Raw genomic sequence first — 18,191 nt, forward strand, 5'->3', positions numbered from 1 at the left:
TTATAAACGTTGACGAACCGCTTCATATAAAAATACGGCACAAGCAACAGATACATTTAAAGATTCAATTTCTCCAAGTAAAGGAAGCTTAGCTCTATAGTCTGATGCTTTTAAAATAGAAGGTGTAATACCACGATCTTCAGCACCCATTACTATTGCTATGGAATTGGTAAATGGAACATCATATACCGAGTCATCAGTTTTTTCAGTTGCAGAAACTATTTTAATGCCAGATGCTTGTAAATAAAAGACAGCATCTTTTAAGTGATCTACTTTCGCAATAGGGACTCTATATGCTGCGCCCGCAGATGTTTTAATAGTATCTGCCGTTACAGGAGCAGCTCCTTTTTTTTGTACAATAATACCATCTACCCCTGTGCATTCTGCGGTTCTTATTATTGCACCAAAATTACGAACATCAGAAAGTTGGTCTAAAAGCAAGAATAGGGCGGGACCCTCTTTTTTATTGACCTTTTCCACTAAATCTTCAAGACTATGAAATGATATAGGGGATATGTTAGCAACTGCACCTTGGTGATTGCTTTTGGTAAGGCGATTTAGTTTTTCAACAGGCACATAGACCATATTGATTTCATTGCGGCGCAATAAACCTTCTAATTCTTTCATAAGGTCGCCTTTTAGCCCTTTTTGAAGAAATACCTTGTCTATCTCCTCGTTAGCGTTTACGGCTTCTATAATGGCTCTTAAGCCATAAATTTGAGTGGTTTTTTGCATGGGGCAAAGGTAAATAAAAACCGCCCAATTATTGTTGGGCGGTTGAAATTAATAAAAGTATATTTTAAAGCTCTAAAGCAAGAATAGCAGGGTCGTCCTTGGCGTAATGGTATGCCCTCCAAAAGAATCCTGGTGCAGAGAACTTCCAAACAACTTCGCTTTCCTGTGTTACTTCCCATAGCCCAAAATCACCTTCGGTTATTAAAGTATTTCCGTTTGGTAACCGAACAGCTCCGGATACTTTTGGCGCAAATAATTCAGGATCGGTAAAACTCCATAAAATATCGGGTTGTGTAATAGCAGGAATACTCTTTTGATTGAGTGCGGCAGGTAATTTTAGCTCATAAACAGTAGATTGTTCTAGCTCACCTCCATTGGTATATATTAACATTTTACCGGGTTCAAACAGATTTGGATAATGATTGTTTATGAATAAACGTTCCGTAGTGTTGTCGTTTAAGGTAGTAGGGTTTCCGAACCTATAAATTAAATCACCGCCTCTGTTAAAGTTTCCTCCAGAATGGGAAACGGCTTCAAGACTGGTCGTAGAATGGTCTATAACCCATACCTCGCTAAAATAATTTACGCTAAGATAAATTAGGTCATTAACCTCGTCATAGCTTATACCATTGGCGTGCATTATATTTCCTGTGGTAGTTTCAACATAATTAAGGTCTATTAATTGCGGATTGTCCTCAACACTACCGTAATTAAGTTTTGTTTCATCAAAATTTTGTATTAAATGGTCTTTGGAATGCCACTCCCAAACAATTTCATTAGTAGTTGGGTTTACTTCTATAATTGATTCTGGGTAAATGGGAGTGTCCAATTTGTAACCATTGGCAATTGCTTCTTCAGCGGTCATTTTCTCCCACGCAATTGCCAATATGTTGCCATTTGTTAAAAGTTCCACATCATGGTGGGATCTATGTTCTGAATTCGAATAATCGAAATTCCATAAAGCTTCCCCATTTTTATCTATAATTTGAATTATGCCACCTTGTCCTCCAAATTGAAAATCTGGATTATCAGATTCTAGTGAAGCTAATAATGTTCCGTCATTTAACAATAGTACATCATTACCTATTATACGATCTCCTAATGGCCATTGATAAATTAAGTCTGCATTTTTATCCATTAGATATACACTGTTTGCAGCCGCATCATTTACTAAAATATAATGATCTTCGACTAGGGCTTTATTATAGAAGGTAACAGTGCCTAATTCCCCTGTTGAGGTCTGTGCAGAATCAATAGGAATTTCTTCCTCAATAATTTCTTCGTTGTCAATTTCTTCCTCTTCTGAGATTTCAATACTGTTGTTATCGCTAGAACATGATGCGAAAATAATACAGAGTAAGTATAAGAGTCCACTTTTTATACCTATAGAGTTTAGTTTAATCATGGATTATTTTCTTTTTTGTGTTAAAAATGAAGAATTAGAATGTAATTGTTTGTAACCTACGAATCATGAAAATGATTAATTATTTATGTTCCATCTTTTCAGGAATCTTAAGGTAAGATTTTGCTTTGGCCTTCTCCATTGTTTGTAATTGTTCCTTACCAAATTCAGATTTATTTCCATTGAAAGTAACTTTCCAAATTTTTCCTTGTTTTGATTCTGAAATAAAAAGTGATCCATCAGGACCTTCGGCAAGTCCCATTGGTCTATATTTTGCATCTGGCATGGCTACAATGGTATCTAAACCTGCAAAACCATCTGCAAAGACTTCCCATTCGCCTGTTGGTTTCCCCTGGTTAAATGGAATAAATGCCACGATATAGCCAGCTTGTGGATAAGGGGTTCTATTCATAGAACCATGGAAAGCAATGAATGCACCGTCCTTATACCGCTCCGGAAAAGCATTGCCTTTATAAAAAAGTAAATCGTTAGGTGCCCAATGCGCGGGAAGTCCTATAATCGGTTTTTTATAGTCTGTGGCTTCTTTTTTACCATCGCCACCGTATTCTGGTGCAATTAATTTTTTGTTTTGGAAATGATCATAGTAACTGTAAGGCCACCCAAAATTATCCCCTTCTTCAATTTTCATAAATTCTTCCGATGGTAAAACGGCTTGGTCCCATTTACTAAAATATTGTGGTGCATGATTATGTAGATAATCACGGCCGTGTTGTAATCCATAAAGACTATTGTCTTTATCGTTCCAAGAAATAGCTACCATACTCCGTATTCCTGTAGCATATAATTGTCCGTCTTGCTGAGATTGGTTTAATTTGTTTTCATCAAATCTCCAAATACTCCCTAAAACTTCAACACCTGGGCAAGGATTCATGCCTTTAATTTGGCCAACAGAATTAGGGTCTTCGCATGCATTTGTTGGTGCGCTAAAGGTAACATACATAAATCCTTTTTTATCAAATGCTAAAGATTTAGCATTATGCCACCTTTTAGGAAAATAATCAGTTAATATTACTTCTGGGCTGCCTTCAGGTATTAACTTGTCTTTAGTGAGTTTTTGTCGGTAAATAACTTGTTCCGAACTAAAATATAGGTATTCATTATGAATTCGCATTTCTGTTGCAAAAGTGCCATCATTAGGATAGTTGCCAAATCGGGTTTTAATATCGGCAATGCCATTACCCGTAGTATCTCGTAATGCCATGTTGCCATTTGTTCCTTCAGGTTCTCTTAATTTGGCATAGATGTCACCGTTTGTATTAACGGCTATGTGCCTTGACGGTCCAATACTATCTACAACTACTAGCGCAGAAAAGCCATCTGGAAAAATTAAGCCTCCATTAATTTCATGTTTTATGGGAGTTGATTTTGTTTCTTTGATTTTGGTATTGGGCTCTGGAAGCTTATTATTTGTTGGTGTGATTGTTTTGTTTTCCGTGCTGTTTTTACAGGAGAATAGTATTAATGTAAAAATTAAAAGTAAGTATCGATTCATTTTGTATGAAATAGTTCCTTGTTATGGTTATTGAAAAATTCGTATATAAAATATTTTGTTAATCAATATAATATAAAGGTATTGAATTACTTAAAGAGATAAATTAAAAAAGGGCGTAAACAATGTTTACACCCTTTTTAAAATTACATGATTTTTCTTATAAATCTAAAGGCAAGCAGAAATCAAATAGGCTTTCCCCAGAAGTTGGAGATGGACCTAAATCTAACACTGTATCACCGTTTGCAGAAATTACTTGGAAATTATTCTCCTCATCGTAAGAACCACTGTTATACACAATTTGAATTTCTACAGTTCCAGCTGGTACAGTAAATGTATGTGTAGTAGAACTACCATCAGCGTGCGAATAATCTGTTGAAACTCCATCTATAGTTACTGATAGCGAAGCACCATTCCATGAATCTCCATAGCTATCTTGAAGTTCAAGTGTCCATTCACCTGCTGTAGGAGCGATAGGTGGGCAAACTAATGGTATAGTATAAATAAACGGCGATCTAAAGTAAGATCCGCCAGATACAGTACTATTTAAGTTATCATTAGAAAATGATCTACCATCTGTTAAGTTTAACACATATCTAATAGTAAAACTATCTCCTCCAGTATAATCACTTGGTGATAAACCTAAAGCTGATGCCAACTCTCCCAGAGTGGTATTAACCGTAATTGAAGGTAAACCAAAATCGTTAGCAGAAAATGCCGAAGCTGGTAGTGTAGTTACTAAAGCTTCACTTGAAGAAGTTCCGGCTACCGCATCATTGAAACTGGTGTATACTTCAACATCTTGTAAAAGCGCACCTTGTTCATGATCCTCTACTTCAAAAGTCACAGAGTATGTTGATGAAGGGTCATCAAAGTTAAAACTTTGTGCTGCTACATCCGCAGCTGCTGTAGTTGATCTAAAAACAGCTCCACGAGTTACTTCAGCGAAGACATCATCAATTGTCTTGTTGCTGGACTCGCAAGCAATGAAGCCTGTAGCTACCAGCGAAAGTATCATTATGTTCTTAATATATTTTTTCATTTTTTCTTTTTTTTAGTTTGATAATGGAAAACCAGCATCAGGATTGTTGTCCCAGAAAACTTTAGTAGTCACAGAAGTTTTTTGTGTAACAGTATTGTTGTTATTCGCATAAACTGCTGGATATAGGAAGGATCTAATATATGCACCCGGATCTGGTTCAAGATTTGGTTGTAAATCATTTGGATATCCAGTTCTTCTATAAAAGTTATAGGCATCTATACCGTTACCATAAAGTGCAACAAAAAATTCCTTAGCTATTAAATTAAGCTTTTCATCGCCTACTGCTGCTTCGTAAAGTGTGTCAACTTCATCAATATAATCGGTAACATCATCATCTGTTGGTGCTAAAGATAAATCTGCACCACTATCCAAATCACCGAATGCTAATGTTTTGTCCATTGATTTTTGAATTCCACTAAGTAAAAATGCTTTGGCTCCAGCAGCGTTATTGTTCGCATATGCCATTTCAGCTCTAAGGAAATCTACAGTTTGCGCTAAGAAAATTGGCATAATACCAGCGCCACCGCCACCTGTTCCTAAATTAACCGATGCAAACGTACTGTCATCGAATTCGCCACCTGCAGGGTATACACCGTACGTAGTCTTCAATTGACCATCTGGAGGAGTACCATCATCATCACCGTGATCTCTACCCCAATACCCATTAGGTAAATAGCAGAAAGTGAAACCGGCCATATGTGCTGGTGCAGGTTCTACACTACAAGATAAATTCTGTTGATTAGGACCATCTGAATCACTTGCACCTGGTGTAATAGGAGCTTGTCTGTAATAGTAGTATCTAATTCTTGGATCACTGATAGATTTATCGTTATCCATATAATTCATCAACCAGTTACTCATATAATCTTCAGAACCTTGCGGTGTGTAATTGTCAATGTAATTCGGATGTCTTGAATCAGGATTCACAACATTTGTTCCCCAAGTAAATTGAAAATCCTCATCAACAGAAGTGATATAATTACCGCTAGTGATAATAGCATTAAAAGCACCTGTAGCTCCTGCATCAACTAATCTGCTTTGAGCATAGATCTTTAACTTTAATGAGTTGGCTAATTTTGTCCATTTATCCCAATCACCACTATAGTAGTAATCATTGTCTGGATCTGCAGCATTATCGGTTGTCGTGAAATTTACTTTTGCAGCATCTAATAATTCTAATGCAGCAGCATAAATTGAAGCACCGCCATCTTGTGAAGGATTTAAGTTTTCTATTCCTTGTATCGCATCTGAGTAAGGTACATCACCATAAAAATCTACAAGAGTAACAATGGTAAAGGCTTGCATTACTTGACCCATACCAATGTGTCTTTTAAAATTAGCTTCATCGGCTAATGCATTCATAGCATTAATATCCGTAAGCATAGATGAATAAGCAAATCTCCATTCTGCATCTTGTGAAGCAGGTGAATAGGCTTGCTGATACAAACGAGTTCCCATTTGTTCTATGCGGGTAACTTGAGACCCGTTCGTTCCAAAGGCATCGTTAAACCTTGCAAATTCTTCTTGAACACGATTTAAATAAAAATCTGGTGTTGCTTGATCAGGACTAACCGCATTAGGGTCAGTAATCAGATTAAGTTCAGTAGTCTCACAAGAAAGGACAAGCCCCGCTGAGAAAAGTGTTAGAACTAAGTTTTTAATAAATATTTTCATTTTTCTTTTTTTTAAAATGTTGCTTTTATAGACATACCATATCTTCTAGAACCTGGACTGTTGATAAAGTCAAATCCTAATGCATTACCTACACCAACTCCAAGATTTTCTGCATCAAAATTAGTTCCTTCTGGAACATTAAGACTTTTAAACCAAAGATTTTGACCACTTAAAGTAAAACTTAGAGATCCAAAAGGTGTTTTATCAAGAGCTTTACTAGGTACAGAGTAACCTAAGCTAATTTCTCTTAAACGAAGTGTACTACCATCGTAAACCTGTAATTCCGAAGGTCCAAAAGCGACATTGGTGAAATAATAATCAGAATTGTTTATTTGTATCGTATTCACGGCACCATCAGCGGTAACTCCAGGAAGAATGAAAGTTGAAGCTCTATCTTGTACATCAGTAGTTAAACCTCTACCTACAAGAGCGGAAATCGTATTAGAATAAACATCACCACCATGTCTGTAAGAGATGTCAACGTTAAAAGAGAAATTTTTATAGTTAAATCCGTTACTTACGTTAAGTCTCCAGTCAGCATTTGGATCACCAATTTCAAATAAACCATTTTCTTCTACATAATCACCAGTACTGGCAACAACTTTGTTTCCAGCATCATCTCTTAAAACTCTACTACCCATAATAATACCGAAAGGTCTATTAGGTACAGCAAAGTTAGAAAGATCGGAGAAAAGACCACCTATGTTGATGTTGTCCGTATCTTGGCCTAAATCTACAACTGTAGATTCATCTGCAGTAAAGTTGGCATTTACATTCCAATTGAAACCTCCAGGGTTGTCATTTCTAAATAAGGTTACCCCTAAATCTGCTTCTACACCTTTTACTTGAACCTCTCCAATGTTTGTTACTGTACTGGTATATCCGGTTGAAGGATCTAATGGTTGTTCAGATATTAAATCAGTCGTATTCTTTTTGTAAACAGATACGTCTAAAGAAACCCTATTGTTTAAAAATCTAGACTCTACTCCAAATTCTAGTTCTTTTAATAACTCTGGACTTAGACCTGGGTTGGCCAATTCGTCATCCACTCTAATCGAGGATACCAAAGTACCATCCTTTAAGAATTCTCTTGTATCTAAGGATGCAGTTGCAGCTACAGGATATCCACCAAAGAAACCTGCAGAAGTACCGTAACCAGCTCTTAATTTCAAGAAATTAAGTCCGTTTTGCGATTGTAAACCGTCGATAAGGGCGGTTGGTAAAATTGACAAACTCGCAGATGGGTAAAATATTGAATTTTCAATGAAGTTAGAAACCCAATCATTTCTAGCCGCTAAAGTTAAATATGCAAAATTGTCATATCCAAATTCTGTTTGCGCATATACACCAATGATATTTTGAGTTTCATCTCTTTGTAAAGGATCAGTTCCATTAAGAGACGATTGCGAGGCAAAATTGTAATGCTTGAATACACCAAATATAGATTGTTGATCACTCGTAACCCCTTGTCTAGAAAATTCTGTTCTTCTAGAAGTAGCTCCTAAGTTAACGTTCATATCTAATTTTTCGGTCAATTGCCACATACCATTTAATTGTGCGGTATGATCCCAAATCGTGTTTTTGTTGTCATATGTTTGGTATCTACCTTGAATATACCCTTCTGCTCCACCTTTGTTCTGGCCAATTTCGTTACGTTCCGTATAGAAATCTAAACCAGTTCTCCAAAATACGTTTAAGTTATCGTTAATTTTGTAAGAGAATTGTGAGCTACCAAAAACCCTATTTGTCACCTGATTTGCAAAAGCATTTTCAGCAGTCCATCTTGGGTTTTGAATATCGTTACCACCTCTATAGTAAACACTTCTACCATCTATAGGGCTTTGGAATGGTAATCCCATTAAATCAACACTTCTTGGTGTAAAGAATAAATGACCAAAAACAGAAGAACCGTCACCTGTAGAACCATTACCTAAACTTGCAGCAATTGGTGGTGATTTAACATCACTTTTAGTAAAGTTCATTGTACCGTTCACAGTAAATCTATTACTTAATTCAGCTTTACCACCAACACTTATTGTTGTTCTTTGTAATTTGTTGCCAGGTGTAAAACCTTCGTCTCTTAAGTTACCAAAACTAGCACTGTAAGACACTTTACCATCCTCTGAAGCACCTGTAGCATTTACAGAGTTATTTGTTACCGTTCCCGTACGGAAGAAATCTTTTACACCATCATAAGGCTTGTACTCGTATGTCTGTCCTTGATATTCTGGAAATGCAGCACTAACACCTGCATTGTTAGAATAAGGGTGCTTTATTAAGATTGTACCTTGAGAATTAGTTCCTCTATATTTTGAGCCAAAACTATTAGCATCAGGAATATTAAAATCAGGACCCCAGTTACTGAAAAATTCACCATAAGCCTGATCAAACCCATTACCATATTGATCTTGATAATCTGGTAATGTAGAAATTTGGTTGTAGAAAAGGGAAGAAGTAACCGTTATTTCAGATTTTTTCTTACCACCGCCTGTTGAACCAGCTTTAGTAGTAATTAAAATTACACCGTTTCTACCTGCTGTACCATATAAGTTAGCCGCAGCTAAACCTTTTAATACGTTAACATTGGCAATGTTGTTCGGATCTAGATCTAAGAATCTACTTGAACCTACGTTACCATCAATAGCATCACCTTGTGCATTTGTGTCAGATGAAAAAGGAACACCATCTACAATAAAAAGAGGTTGGTTACCTCCAGAAATAGATGTAAAACCACGTATGATAATGTTCGTAGCAGAACCCGATACACCACTGGCAGCATTAATTAATACCCCAGATGCTTTACCGTTAAGTACTCTACCTACATCACCTTCTGCTTTTTGTTCTAAATCTTCTTCACCTACAGAAGAAACAGCATATCCAAGAGATTTTTTCTCTCTTTTAATACCTTGCGCCGTAACAACTACTTCTTCCAATGCTTGTGCATCTTCTTCCATAGCTACATTTACAGTGTTTCCTGCTCCAACTGCTTGGCGAACTGCTTTTTGTCCAATGTAGGTAAACAATAATGTTTGTCCTTGAGCAGCGGAAATTGAATAGTTACCATCAAAATCGGTCTGTGTACCAGTAGTGGTACCCACGACTACAATGTTAACCCCGGGCAAAGGAAGCCCTCCTTGATCAGTAACCGTACCGGATACTGTTTTTTGTTGTGCAAAAGAAATATGCACAACTAACGCTAGTAGTAACGTTAACAATCCATTTAGTTTTGTTCTCATTTTTAAATTATTTGAATTAGCTAGCGACAAACTTCATAATAAACTGTTAATAATGCAAGAGAATTTTAATAAAACTTTAAGAAGATGTTATAAATCGCGAAGTTACAGATTAAACACTGTCTATATTTATTAGTAAATAATATAACAGCCTTTGTTTTATTAAATTCATAATTTTTTAAAAAATATGGTAAAATCTTATATAAAATTTAAAGTTGTATTGTTTGGAGATAAACTATAAGGTTGCTTTATGGTACTTGTTTTTGAATGCGCGATTTCGACTGTTTTTAAAAAAAAATAAAAATAAATCGATTAGGATTTGAATTACTGTGATTTATTACTACATTTGCCGACCCTTAAAGTAGGGGTAATTTTTATATATTATTTAGTATGCCAACAATATCACAATTAGTACGAATAGGAAGAGAGACGATTACTAAGAAGAGTAAATCGGCTGCTTTGGATTCGTGTCCTCAGAGAAGGGGTGTTTGTACACGTGTTTATACTACTACACCAAAGAAGCCAAACTCAGCTATGAGAAAAGTAGCAAGGGTTAGGTTGACAAATGGTAAAGAAGTAAATGCTTACATTCCAGGAGAGGGTCACAATCTTCAAGAGCACTCGATAGTATTAGTAAGAGGCGGAAGAGTTAAAGATTTACCAGGGGTTAGGTATCATATTGTACGTGGTGCATTGGACACAGCAGGTGTGGCCGGTAGAACACAACGTAGATCAAAGTATGGTGCAAAAAGACCTAAGAAGTAATTAAACTTGTTTAAAAGGAAGTAATGAGAAAAAGACAGGCAAAGAAAAGACCACTTTTACCAGATCCAAGATTTAATGATCAGTTAGTGACGCGTTTCGTTAACATGATGATGTGGGATGGTAAGAAATCAGTAGCTTTTAGTGTATTTTACGATGCAATCGATATCGTTGATGCAAAAAAGACCGATGATGAAAAAACAGCTTTAGAGCTTTGGAAAGATGCATTAAGTAATGTAATGCCTCACGTAGAAGTAAGAAGTAGAAGAGTTGGTGGAGCTACGTTCCAAATTCCAATGCAAATTAGGCCGGACAGAAAAATATCTACTGCCATGAAATGGTTAATTAGTTATGCTAGAAAGCGTAATGAAAAAGGTATGTCTCAGAAATTAGCAGGTGAGATTCTAGCAGCGGCAAAAGAAGAAGGTGCGGCGGTTAAAAAAAGAACTGATACTCACAAAATGGCAGAGGCGAATAAGGCATTCTCTCACTTTAGATTCTAATCGGAAATGGCAAGAGATTTAAAATATACAAGAAATATTGGTATTGCAGCGCATATTGACGCTGGTAAAACTACGACTACCGAACGTATTCTTTTTTATACAGGGGTAAGTCATAAGTTGGGTGAAGTTCATGATGGCGCTGCTACTATGGACTGGATGGAGCAAGAGCAGGAGAGAGGTATTACAATTACTTCTGCGGCTACTACATGTGAATGGACATTTCCAAAAGAAAATGGTGAGCCTACCGAGGACGCTAAGGGTTATCATTTTAATATTATTGACACTCCGGGTCATGTTGATTTTACCGTAGAGGTTAATCGTTCGTTACGTGTATTGGATGGATTGGTGTTCCTATTTAGTGCGGTTGATGGTGTTGAGCCACAATCCGAAACTAACTGGAGACTGGCAGATAATTATAAGGTGCCAAGAATTGGTTTCGTTAATAAAATGGATCGTCAGGGTTCTAATTTTCTTAATGTATGTAAGCAGGTTAAGGAAATGCTAGGTTCCAATGCTGTGCCAATTGTACTTCCTATTGGTGATGAAGCTGATTTTAGGGGTATTGTTGATTTAGCAAAGAATAGAGCTATAGTATGGCACGAAGAAGGTTTTGGTGCTACTTTTGATGTTATTGACATTCCAGAAGATATGAAAGCAGAAGTTAAGGAGTATAGAGCTGCCTTAATTGAAGCTGTAGCGGAATATGATGAGGAGTTAATGGAGAAATTCTTCGAAGATGAAGATTCTATCACGGAGGAGGAAGTTCATGCTGCTTTAAGAGCTGCTGTTATGGATCGTGCGATCATACCTATGGTTTGTGGTTCTTCCTTTAAGAATAAAGGTGTTCAATTTTTATTGGATGCTGTTTGTAGATATTTACCTTCACCTGTGGATAAGGAAGCAATTGAAGGTACAAACCCAGATACTGGTTTAGCTGAAAAACGTAAGCCTAGTGTAAAGGAACCGTTTGCTGCGTTAGCTTTTAAAATTGCAACTGATCCGTTTGTAGGTAGATTAGCGTTTTTTAGAACCTATTCTGGTCGTTTAGATGCAGGTTCCTATATTTTGAACAATCGTTCAGGCAAAAAAGAACGTATCTCCCGTATTTATCAAATGCATTCAAATAAGCAAAATGCTATCGATTTTATTGAAGCTGGTGATATTGGAGCTGCTGTAGGATTTAAGGATATTAAGACTGGAGATACCATGTCTGATGAAAAGCATCCTATAGTTTTGGAGAGTATGAATTTTCCAGAACCAGTTATTGGTATTGCTGTTGAGCCTAAAACTAAGGCTGATGTGGATAAATTGGGTATGGCTTTGTCAAAGTTGGCTGAAGAAGACCCTACTTTTCAGGTAAAAACTGATGAAGCTTCTGGACAAACTATTATTTCTGGAATGGGCGAGCTACACCTAGATATTATTGTAGATCGTTTAAGAAGAGAGTTTAAAGTAGAGGTTAATCAAGGTGAACCTCAGGTTGAGTACAAAGAAGCATTGACTAAGACGGCTTCACACAGAGAAACTTACAAGAAGCAATCTGGTGGTCGTGGTAAGTTTGGTGATATTGTATTTGAAATGGGTCCTGCTGATGAGGATTTTACAGGCGAAGGATTACAGTTCGTAGATGAAATTAAAGGTGGTCGTATTCCAAAAGAATTTATTCCAGCGGTGGAGAAAGGGTTTGCTGCAGCAATGCAAAACGGACCTTTGGCCGGTTATGAAATGGATACCATGAAAGTAGTTCTTAAGGATGGTTCTTTCCACGCTGTGGATTCGGATGCGCTTTCTTTTGAGCTGGCTGCAAAAATGGGTTACAAGGCTGCGGGTAAAGCTGCAGGTGCTGTGATTATGGAGCCAATAATGAAACTAGAAGTTATTACTCCTGAGGAAAATATGGGTGATATCGTAGGGGATTTAAATAGACGTAGAGGAACAATTGGTAATATGAGCGATAGAGCGGGTGCTAAGGTCGTTAAAGGTACTGTGCCATTATCTGAAATGTTTGGTTATGTAACTTCTTTAAGAACATTATCTTCAGGTCGTGCGACTTCAACAATGGAATTTTCACACTACGCAGAGACGCCTTCCAATATTTCAGCGGAAGTAATAAAGGCAGCAAAAGGTATAACAGCATAAATTTAAGACATGAGTCAAAAAATTAGAATAAAACTAAAATCTTACGATCATAATTTAGTAGATAAATCTGCTGAGAAGATTGTAAAGACGGTAAAGACTACTGGTGCTGTTGTAACAGGACCAATTCCTTTACCAACACATAAGAAAATTTTCACGGTTTTGCGTTCACCTCACGTGAATAAAAAATCAAGAGAGCAGTTTCAATTAAGTTCTTACAAGAGATTGTTGGATATTTATAGCTCTTCATCTAAAACTATTGATGCACTTATGAAGTTAGAACTTCCAAGTGGGGTAGAAGTAGAGATTAAAGTATAATTTATTATCTATCTCAATTTGGGGTAGAGGACATGTCCGGAGCTGCGTGCGAAGGAAAAATGGAAAAGATAATTTAGGGTTAAATTATTTTGACCCTATTTTTTTGAAAAGTATTTAAATAAGTAATAATTAATATAAATAAGTATGTCTGGGTTAATAGGAAAGAAAATAGGCATGACTAGTATATTTGACGAAAATGGAAAAAATATTCCATGTACCGTTATTGAAGCTGGACCATGTGTAGTTACCCAAGTCAGAACCGAAGGGGTTGACGGGTATAGTGCTCTTCAGCTTGGTTTCGATGACAAGGCAGAAAGTCGTGCTAATAAGGCTGAATTGGGCCATTTTAAAAAAGCAGGAACTTCTCCTAAGAAAAAAGTCGTTGAATTCCAAGATTTTGAAGGTGATTTTAAATTAGGAGACACCATTGGTGTTGATGTTTTTGTTGAAGGCGAATTCGTAGATGTTATTGGTACATCTAAAGGAAAAGGTTTTCAGGGTGTTGTAAAACGTCACGGTTTTGGTGGGGTTGGTCAAGCAACACACGGTCAGCATAACAGACTTAGGGCTCCAGGTTCTATTGGTGCTGCTTCATATCCTGCAAGAGTATTTAAAGGTATGAAAATGGCTGGTAGAATGGGTACGGATCGTGTAACGGTTCAGAACCTTAGAGTTTTAAAAGTAGTTCCAGAAAAGAATCTTTTAGTAGTAAAAGGTTGTGTTCCGGGCCATAAGAATGCTTATGTAACTATACAAAGGTGGATGTAATGAAAATAGCAGTTTTAGATATTAACGGAAAAGACACAGGTAGAAAGGCAAACCTTTCTGATGATGTTTTCGCTATAGAGCCTAATGAGCACGCAGTTTACTTAGATGTTAAGCAATATTTAGCTCATCAAAGACAAGGTACGCACAAGGCAAAAGAAAGAGCAGAGATTGCAGGTAGTACAAGAAAGATTAAAAAACAAAAAGGTACTGGTACGGCCAGAGCTGGTAGTATTAAATCTCCTGTATTTAGAGGTGGTGGTAGAATTTTTGGACCAAGACCTAGAGATTATGCTCAAAAACTAAATAAAAATTTAAAGCGTTTGGCAAGAAAATCGGCATTGACTTTAAAGTCTAAAGAAAATGCAATTTTGGTAGTTGAAGACTTTGATTTTGATACTCCTAAGACTAAAGATTTCGTACAAGTTTTAAAGGCTTTTGGTCTTGAAAACAAAAAATCTTTAATAGTGTTGGGTGATTCAAATAAAGGTGTATATTTGTCTTCGCGTAATTTTAAAGGTTCTGAAGTTATAACTAACTCAGAATTAAGTACTTACAAGATTCTTAATGCAAATAGTGTTGTGTTGTTAGAAGGCTCTTTGGAAGGAATTGAATCGAATTTAAATAAATAATAAGATCATGAGTGTGTTAATAAAGCCAATTATAACGGAAAAGATGACTGCTGATAGCGAGTTGAACAACCGTTATGGATTCGTAGTTAACCCTAAGGCAAATAAATTGCAAATTAAAGATGCAGTTGAGGCTACTTATGGTGTTTCTGTGAAAAAGGTTCGTACAATGAATTACGGTCCTTCAAGAAAATCCAGATATACAAAAACTGGTGTGCAGCACGGTAAGACAAATGCTATTAAAAAGGCAATTGTTGATGTTGTAGAGGGAGATATAATCGATTTATATAGTAATCTATAAAGACAAGAAATGTCAGTTAGAAAATTAAAACCAATCACTCCAGGACAGCGTTTTAGAGTAGTAAACGGATTTGACGCCGTTACTGCTGATAAGCCGGAGAAGAGCTTGCTTGCTCCGTTAAAAAAGTCCGGAGGTAGAAACAGTCAAGGAAAAATGACCATGCGCCAAAAAGGCGGAGGTCATAAGAGAAGGTATCGTGTAATAGATTTTAAGAGAGACAAGCAAGATGTGCTTGCTACTGTTAAAACCATAGAGTACGATCCTAATAGAACTGCATTTATTGCTCTATTGGAATATGCTGATGGGGAAAAGAGATATGTTGTTGCTCAAAATGGTTTGCAGGTTGATCAGCAAATATCATCTGGTTCTTCTGTAGCTCCTGAAATCGGGAATGCATTGCCGTTAAGTGAAATTCCTTTAGGTACTATTATTTCGTGTATTGAATTAAGGCCTGGTCAAGGTGCTGTTATGGCGCGTAGTGCGGGTACATTTGCTCAGCTTATGGCAAAGGATGGTAAATTTGTTACTGTTAAAATGCCTTCTGGTGAAACAAGATTAATTCTTTCTGGGTGTTTAGCAACCATTGGTGCTGTGTCTAACTCTGATCACCAATTATTGGTATCAGGTAAGGCAGGTAGAAGTAGATGGTTGGGTAGAAGACCTAGAACAAGACCGGTAGCAATGAACCCTGTTGATCACCCAATGGGTGGTGGTGAAGGTAGAGCTTCTGGAGGTCACCCAAGATCGAGAAACGGAATACCTGCTAAAGGATTCAGAACTCGTTCTAAGACCAAGAGCACCAATAAGTATATAATAGAACGTAGAAAGAAATAAAAAAGTAGAAAGAAATGGCACGTTCACTAAAAAAAGGACCTTACGTTCACTATAGTTTGGAAAAGAAAATCCAACAAAGTGTTTCATCCGGAAAAAAATCCGTAATAAAAACTTGGTCAAGGGCTTCTATGATAACTCCTGATTTCGTCGGGATGACTATAGCGGTTCATAATGGAAAACAATTTGTACCTGTTTTTGTTACAGAAAACATGGTGGGACATAAACTTGGAGAATTTTCACCTACTAGATCCTTTAGAGGTCATGTCGGTGCAAAAAACAAAGGAAAAAAGTAAGCTATGGGAGTTCGTAAAAAACAGATGGCCGAAAGAATTAAGGCAGAAAAGAAGAAGGTGGCTTTCGCAAAGTTGAATAACTGTCCTACTTCACCTAGAAAAATGCGATTAGTTGCAGATTTAATTCGTGGTGTTCAAGTAGAAAAAGCATTAGCTATTTTAAGATTTAACCCTAAAGAGGCTTCAAGAAAGTTGGAGAAATTATTACTTTCTGCTTTGGCTAATTGGCAAGCTAAAAATGAAGAGGCAAGTTTAGAAGATGCTGATTTGGTTGTAGCTGAAATTAGAGTTGATGGTGGTGCAATGCTTAAAAGATTGCGTCCAGCGCCACAAGGAAGAGCACATAGAATTAGAAAACGTTCAAACCATGTAACTTTGGTTTTGGGGTCAAAAAATAATACAGAAAACTAGGATGGGACAGAAAACAAATCCAATAGGAAATCGTTTAGGAATCATTAGAGGTTGGGAGTCTAACTGGTATGGTGGAAACGATTACGGAGATAAATTAGCTGAGGATGATAAAATACGTAAGTATATTCATGCCAGACTAGCTAAGGCTAGTGTTTCTAGAGTTATTATTGAGCGTACTCTTAAATTAATCACTGTTACTGTAACAACTGCTAGACCAGGTATTATAATTGGTAAAGGTGGACAGGAAGTTGACAAATTAAAGGAGGAGTTGAAAAAAATCACCAATAAGGAGGTTCAAATCAACATATTCGAAATAAAAAGACCTGAGCTTGATGCTAATTTAGTTGCAGCTAGTGTAGCTCGTCAAATTGAAAGTAGAATTTCCTTTAGAAGAGCAATTAAAATGGCAATCGCTGCAGCAATGCGTATGAATGCCGAAGGTATAAAGATTCAAATCTCTGGAAGATTGAATGGTGCTGAAATGGCTCGTTCTGAATCATATAAGGATGGTAGAATTCCATTATCAACTTTTAGAGCAGATATTGATTATGCTTTACAAGAGGCTCAAACTACATATGGCAAACTTGGTATTAAAGTTTGGATTATGAAAGGTGAGGTTTATGGTAAAAGAGATTTATCTCCATTGGTAGGAATGCAAAAGGATTCTCCTAAGGGTGGTAAGCAAGAAGGTGGAAGAAAACAACGTCGTAGAAAGTAATTTTTTAAAGAACTAAAGTAATGTTACAACCGAAAAGAACAAAGTTCCGTAAGATGCAGAAAGGCCGTATGAAAGGCCTAGCTGGAAGAGGACACCAACTTTCAAATGGTATGTTCGGTATAAAGAATGTTGATGATGCTACATTTTTGACTTCTCGTCAAATAGAAGCTGCTCGTATTGCAGCTACTAGATTTATGAAAAGAGAAGGGCAATTGTGGATCAAAATATTTCCAGATAAACCGATTACCAAAAAACCTTTAGAAGTACGTATGGGTAAAGGTAAGGGTGCTCCTGAATATTTTGTAGCTGTTGTTAAGCCTGGTAGAATTATGTTCGAGGTAGCTGGAGTTCCAATGGAAGTAGCAAAAGAAGCTTTAAGATTGGCGGCACAAAAACTTCCTGTTAAAACAAAATTTATTGTAGCTAGAGATTTCGAAGGCACAAATTAAACGTAAGGAATAATGAAAAAACAAGAGATTAAAGAAATGTCTGTGGAAGGACTTACGGAGAAATTGGCCGAGTACAGGAAGCAACATTCGGATTTGAAAATGGCACATTTTGTAACCCCGTTAGAAAATCCACTTCAAATTAGAAAAGTAAGAAGAACAGTAGCAAGATTAGCCACTGAAATTACTAATAGGGAAAACCAATAATTGGTGGGCTTTATGGAAAAAAGAAACTTAAGAAAAGAGAGAGTAGGAGTTGTTACTAGTAATAAAATGGAGAAGTCTATTGTTATTGCAGAGGTAAAAAGAGTAAAGCATCCTATGTACGGTAAATTCGTTTTGAAGACAAAGAAATATGTTGCTCATGACGAAAAGAACGATTGCAATATTGGTGATACGGTAAAAATCATGGAGACTCGTCCTATGAGTAAAACTAAATGTTGGAGACTAGTAGAAATCTTAGAAAGAGCTAAATAAGT

General features: G+C 36.7%; 20 protein-coding genes. 14 read left to right on the plus strand and 6 right to left on the minus strand.

Going from position 1 to position 18,191, the window contains the following annotated elements; genetic code table 11:
- The 6 genes from rlmB to BTR34_RS11650 form a co-directional block, all read right to left on the minus strand.
- Positions 1-735, minus strand: coding sequence for a 23S rRNA (guanosine(2251)-2'-O)-methyltransferase RlmB (gene rlmB, locus BTR34_RS11625; RefSeq protein WP_068483610.1), 735 nt, complete (start codon positions 733-735; stop codon positions 1-3).
- Positions 736-799: 64 nt separating this feature from the next.
- Positions 800-2,140 carry an aryl-sulfate sulfotransferase gene (locus BTR34_RS11630; protein ID WP_068483614.1) on the minus strand — a complete coding sequence of 447 codons (1,341 nt, stop codon included), beginning with the start codon at positions 2,138-2,140 and terminating at the stop codon, positions 800-802.
- 79 nt (positions 2,141-2,219) lie between these two features.
- Positions 2,220-3,650 carry a PQQ-dependent sugar dehydrogenase gene (locus tag BTR34_RS11635; RefSeq protein WP_068483617.1) on the minus strand — a complete coding sequence of 477 codons (1,431 nt, stop codon included), beginning with the start codon at positions 3,648-3,650 and terminating at the stop codon, positions 2,220-2,222.
- 157 nt (positions 3,651-3,807) lie between these two features.
- Positions 3,808-4,689: a hypothetical protein gene (locus BTR34_RS11640; RefSeq protein WP_068483618.1), complete on the minus strand. Its 882-nt coding sequence runs from the start codon at positions 4,687-4,689 to the stop codon at positions 3,808-3,810.
- Between the two features lie 12 nt (positions 4,690-4,701).
- Positions 4,702-6,363 carry a SusD/RagB family nutrient-binding outer membrane lipoprotein gene (locus BTR34_RS11645; RefSeq protein ID WP_068483621.1) on the minus strand — a complete coding sequence of 554 codons (1,662 nt, stop codon included), beginning with the start codon at positions 6,361-6,363 and terminating at the stop codon, positions 4,702-4,704.
- Positions 6,364-6,374: 11 nt separating this feature from the next.
- A complete protein-coding gene (locus tag BTR34_RS11650) occupies positions 6,375-9,599 on the minus strand; it encodes a SusC/RagA family TonB-linked outer membrane protein (protein ID WP_068483624.1) in 3,225 nt (1,074 codons plus the stop codon).
- A 387-nt stretch (positions 9,600-9,986) separates the two neighbouring features.
- Here BTR34_RS11650 and rpsL point away from each other — a divergent pair, with 387 nt between their 5' ends.
- The 14 genes from rpsL to rpsQ all read left to right on the plus strand — a co-directional run bounded on the left by rpsL (position 9,987) and on the right by rpsQ (position 18,189).
- Positions 9,987-10,361: a 30S ribosomal protein S12 gene (gene rpsL / locus BTR34_RS11655; RefSeq protein ID WP_036152127.1), complete on the plus strand. Its 375-nt coding sequence runs from the start codon at positions 9,987-9,989 to the stop codon at positions 10,359-10,361.
- A gap of 23 nt (positions 10,362-10,384) precedes the next feature.
- The gene (rpsG, locus tag BTR34_RS11660) at positions 10,385-10,861 is read left to right on the plus strand and encodes a 30S ribosomal protein S7 (RefSeq protein WP_068483627.1); all 477 of its coding nucleotides are present in this window, start codon (positions 10,385-10,387) and stop codon (positions 10,859-10,861) included.
- A 6-nt stretch (positions 10,862-10,867) separates the two neighbouring features.
- Entirely contained in the window at positions 10,868-13,000 is a 2,133-nt protein-coding gene (gene fusA / locus BTR34_RS11665; RefSeq protein WP_068483628.1) for an elongation factor G, read from the plus strand.
- A 9-nt stretch (positions 13,001-13,009) separates the two neighbouring features.
- Positions 13,010-13,315, plus strand: a complete 306-nt coding sequence (gene rpsJ, locus BTR34_RS11670; RefSeq protein ID WP_007094989.1) for a 30S ribosomal protein S10 — start codon at positions 13,010-13,012, stop codon at positions 13,313-13,315.
- A 144-nt stretch (positions 13,316-13,459) separates the two neighbouring features.
- Positions 13,460-14,083, plus strand: a complete 624-nt coding sequence (gene rplC, locus BTR34_RS11675; protein ID WP_068483630.1) for a 50S ribosomal protein L3 — start codon at positions 13,460-13,462, stop codon at positions 14,081-14,083.
- On the plus strand, positions 14,083-14,712 hold the full coding sequence (gene rplD / locus BTR34_RS11680; protein WP_068483633.1) for a 50S ribosomal protein L4: 630 nt from the start codon (positions 14,083-14,085) through the stop codon (positions 14,710-14,712). The genes rplC and rplD overlap by 1 nt, the downstream gene beginning before the upstream one ends.
- A 7-nt stretch (positions 14,713-14,719) precedes the next feature.
- On the plus strand, positions 14,720-15,010 hold the full coding sequence (rplW, locus tag BTR34_RS11685) for a 50S ribosomal protein L23 (RefSeq protein WP_068483635.1): 291 nt from the start codon (positions 14,720-14,722) through the stop codon (positions 15,008-15,010).
- A 9-nt stretch (positions 15,011-15,019) separates the two neighbouring features.
- The gene (rplB, locus tag BTR34_RS11690) at positions 15,020-15,844 is read left to right on the plus strand and encodes a 50S ribosomal protein L2 (protein ID WP_068483639.1); all 825 of its coding nucleotides are present in this window, start codon (positions 15,020-15,022) and stop codon (positions 15,842-15,844) included.
- A gap of 14 nt (positions 15,845-15,858) precedes the next feature.
- Positions 15,859-16,137, plus strand: a complete 279-nt coding sequence (gene rpsS / locus BTR34_RS11695) for a 30S ribosomal protein S19 (protein WP_068483643.1) — start codon at positions 15,859-15,861, stop codon at positions 16,135-16,137.
- 3 nt (positions 16,138-16,140) lie between these two features.
- Positions 16,141-16,548: a 50S ribosomal protein L22 gene (gene rplV / locus BTR34_RS11700; RefSeq protein WP_068483647.1), complete on the plus strand. Its 408-nt coding sequence runs from the start codon at positions 16,141-16,143 to the stop codon at positions 16,546-16,548.
- 1 nt (position 16,549) lies between these two features.
- Positions 16,550-17,266, plus strand: a complete 717-nt coding sequence (gene rpsC / locus BTR34_RS11705) for a 30S ribosomal protein S3 (RefSeq protein WP_068483650.1) — start codon at positions 16,550-16,552, stop codon at positions 17,264-17,266.
- A gap of 20 nt (positions 17,267-17,286) precedes the next feature.
- Entirely contained in the window at positions 17,287-17,715 is a 429-nt protein-coding gene (gene rplP / locus BTR34_RS11710; RefSeq protein WP_068483652.1) for a 50S ribosomal protein L16, read from the plus strand.
- 12 nt (positions 17,716-17,727) lie between these two features.
- The gene (rpmC, locus tag BTR34_RS11715; RefSeq protein ID WP_068483655.1) at positions 17,728-17,919 is read left to right on the plus strand and encodes a 50S ribosomal protein L29; all 192 of its coding nucleotides are present in this window, start codon (positions 17,728-17,730) and stop codon (positions 17,917-17,919) included.
- Between the two features lie 12 nt (positions 17,920-17,931).
- Complete coding sequence (rpsQ, locus tag BTR34_RS11720) at positions 17,932-18,189, plus strand: 30S ribosomal protein S17 (RefSeq protein ID WP_027064820.1); 258 nt, start codon at positions 17,932-17,934, stop codon at positions 18,187-18,189.
- The last annotated feature ends 2 nt before the right edge of the window (positions 18,190-18,191 follow it).

It is taken from the genome of Maribacter hydrothermalis (assembly GCF_001913155.1).
GTDB classification, from domain to species: domain Bacteria; phylum Bacteroidota; class Bacteroidia; order Flavobacteriales; family Flavobacteriaceae; genus Maribacter; species Maribacter hydrothermalis.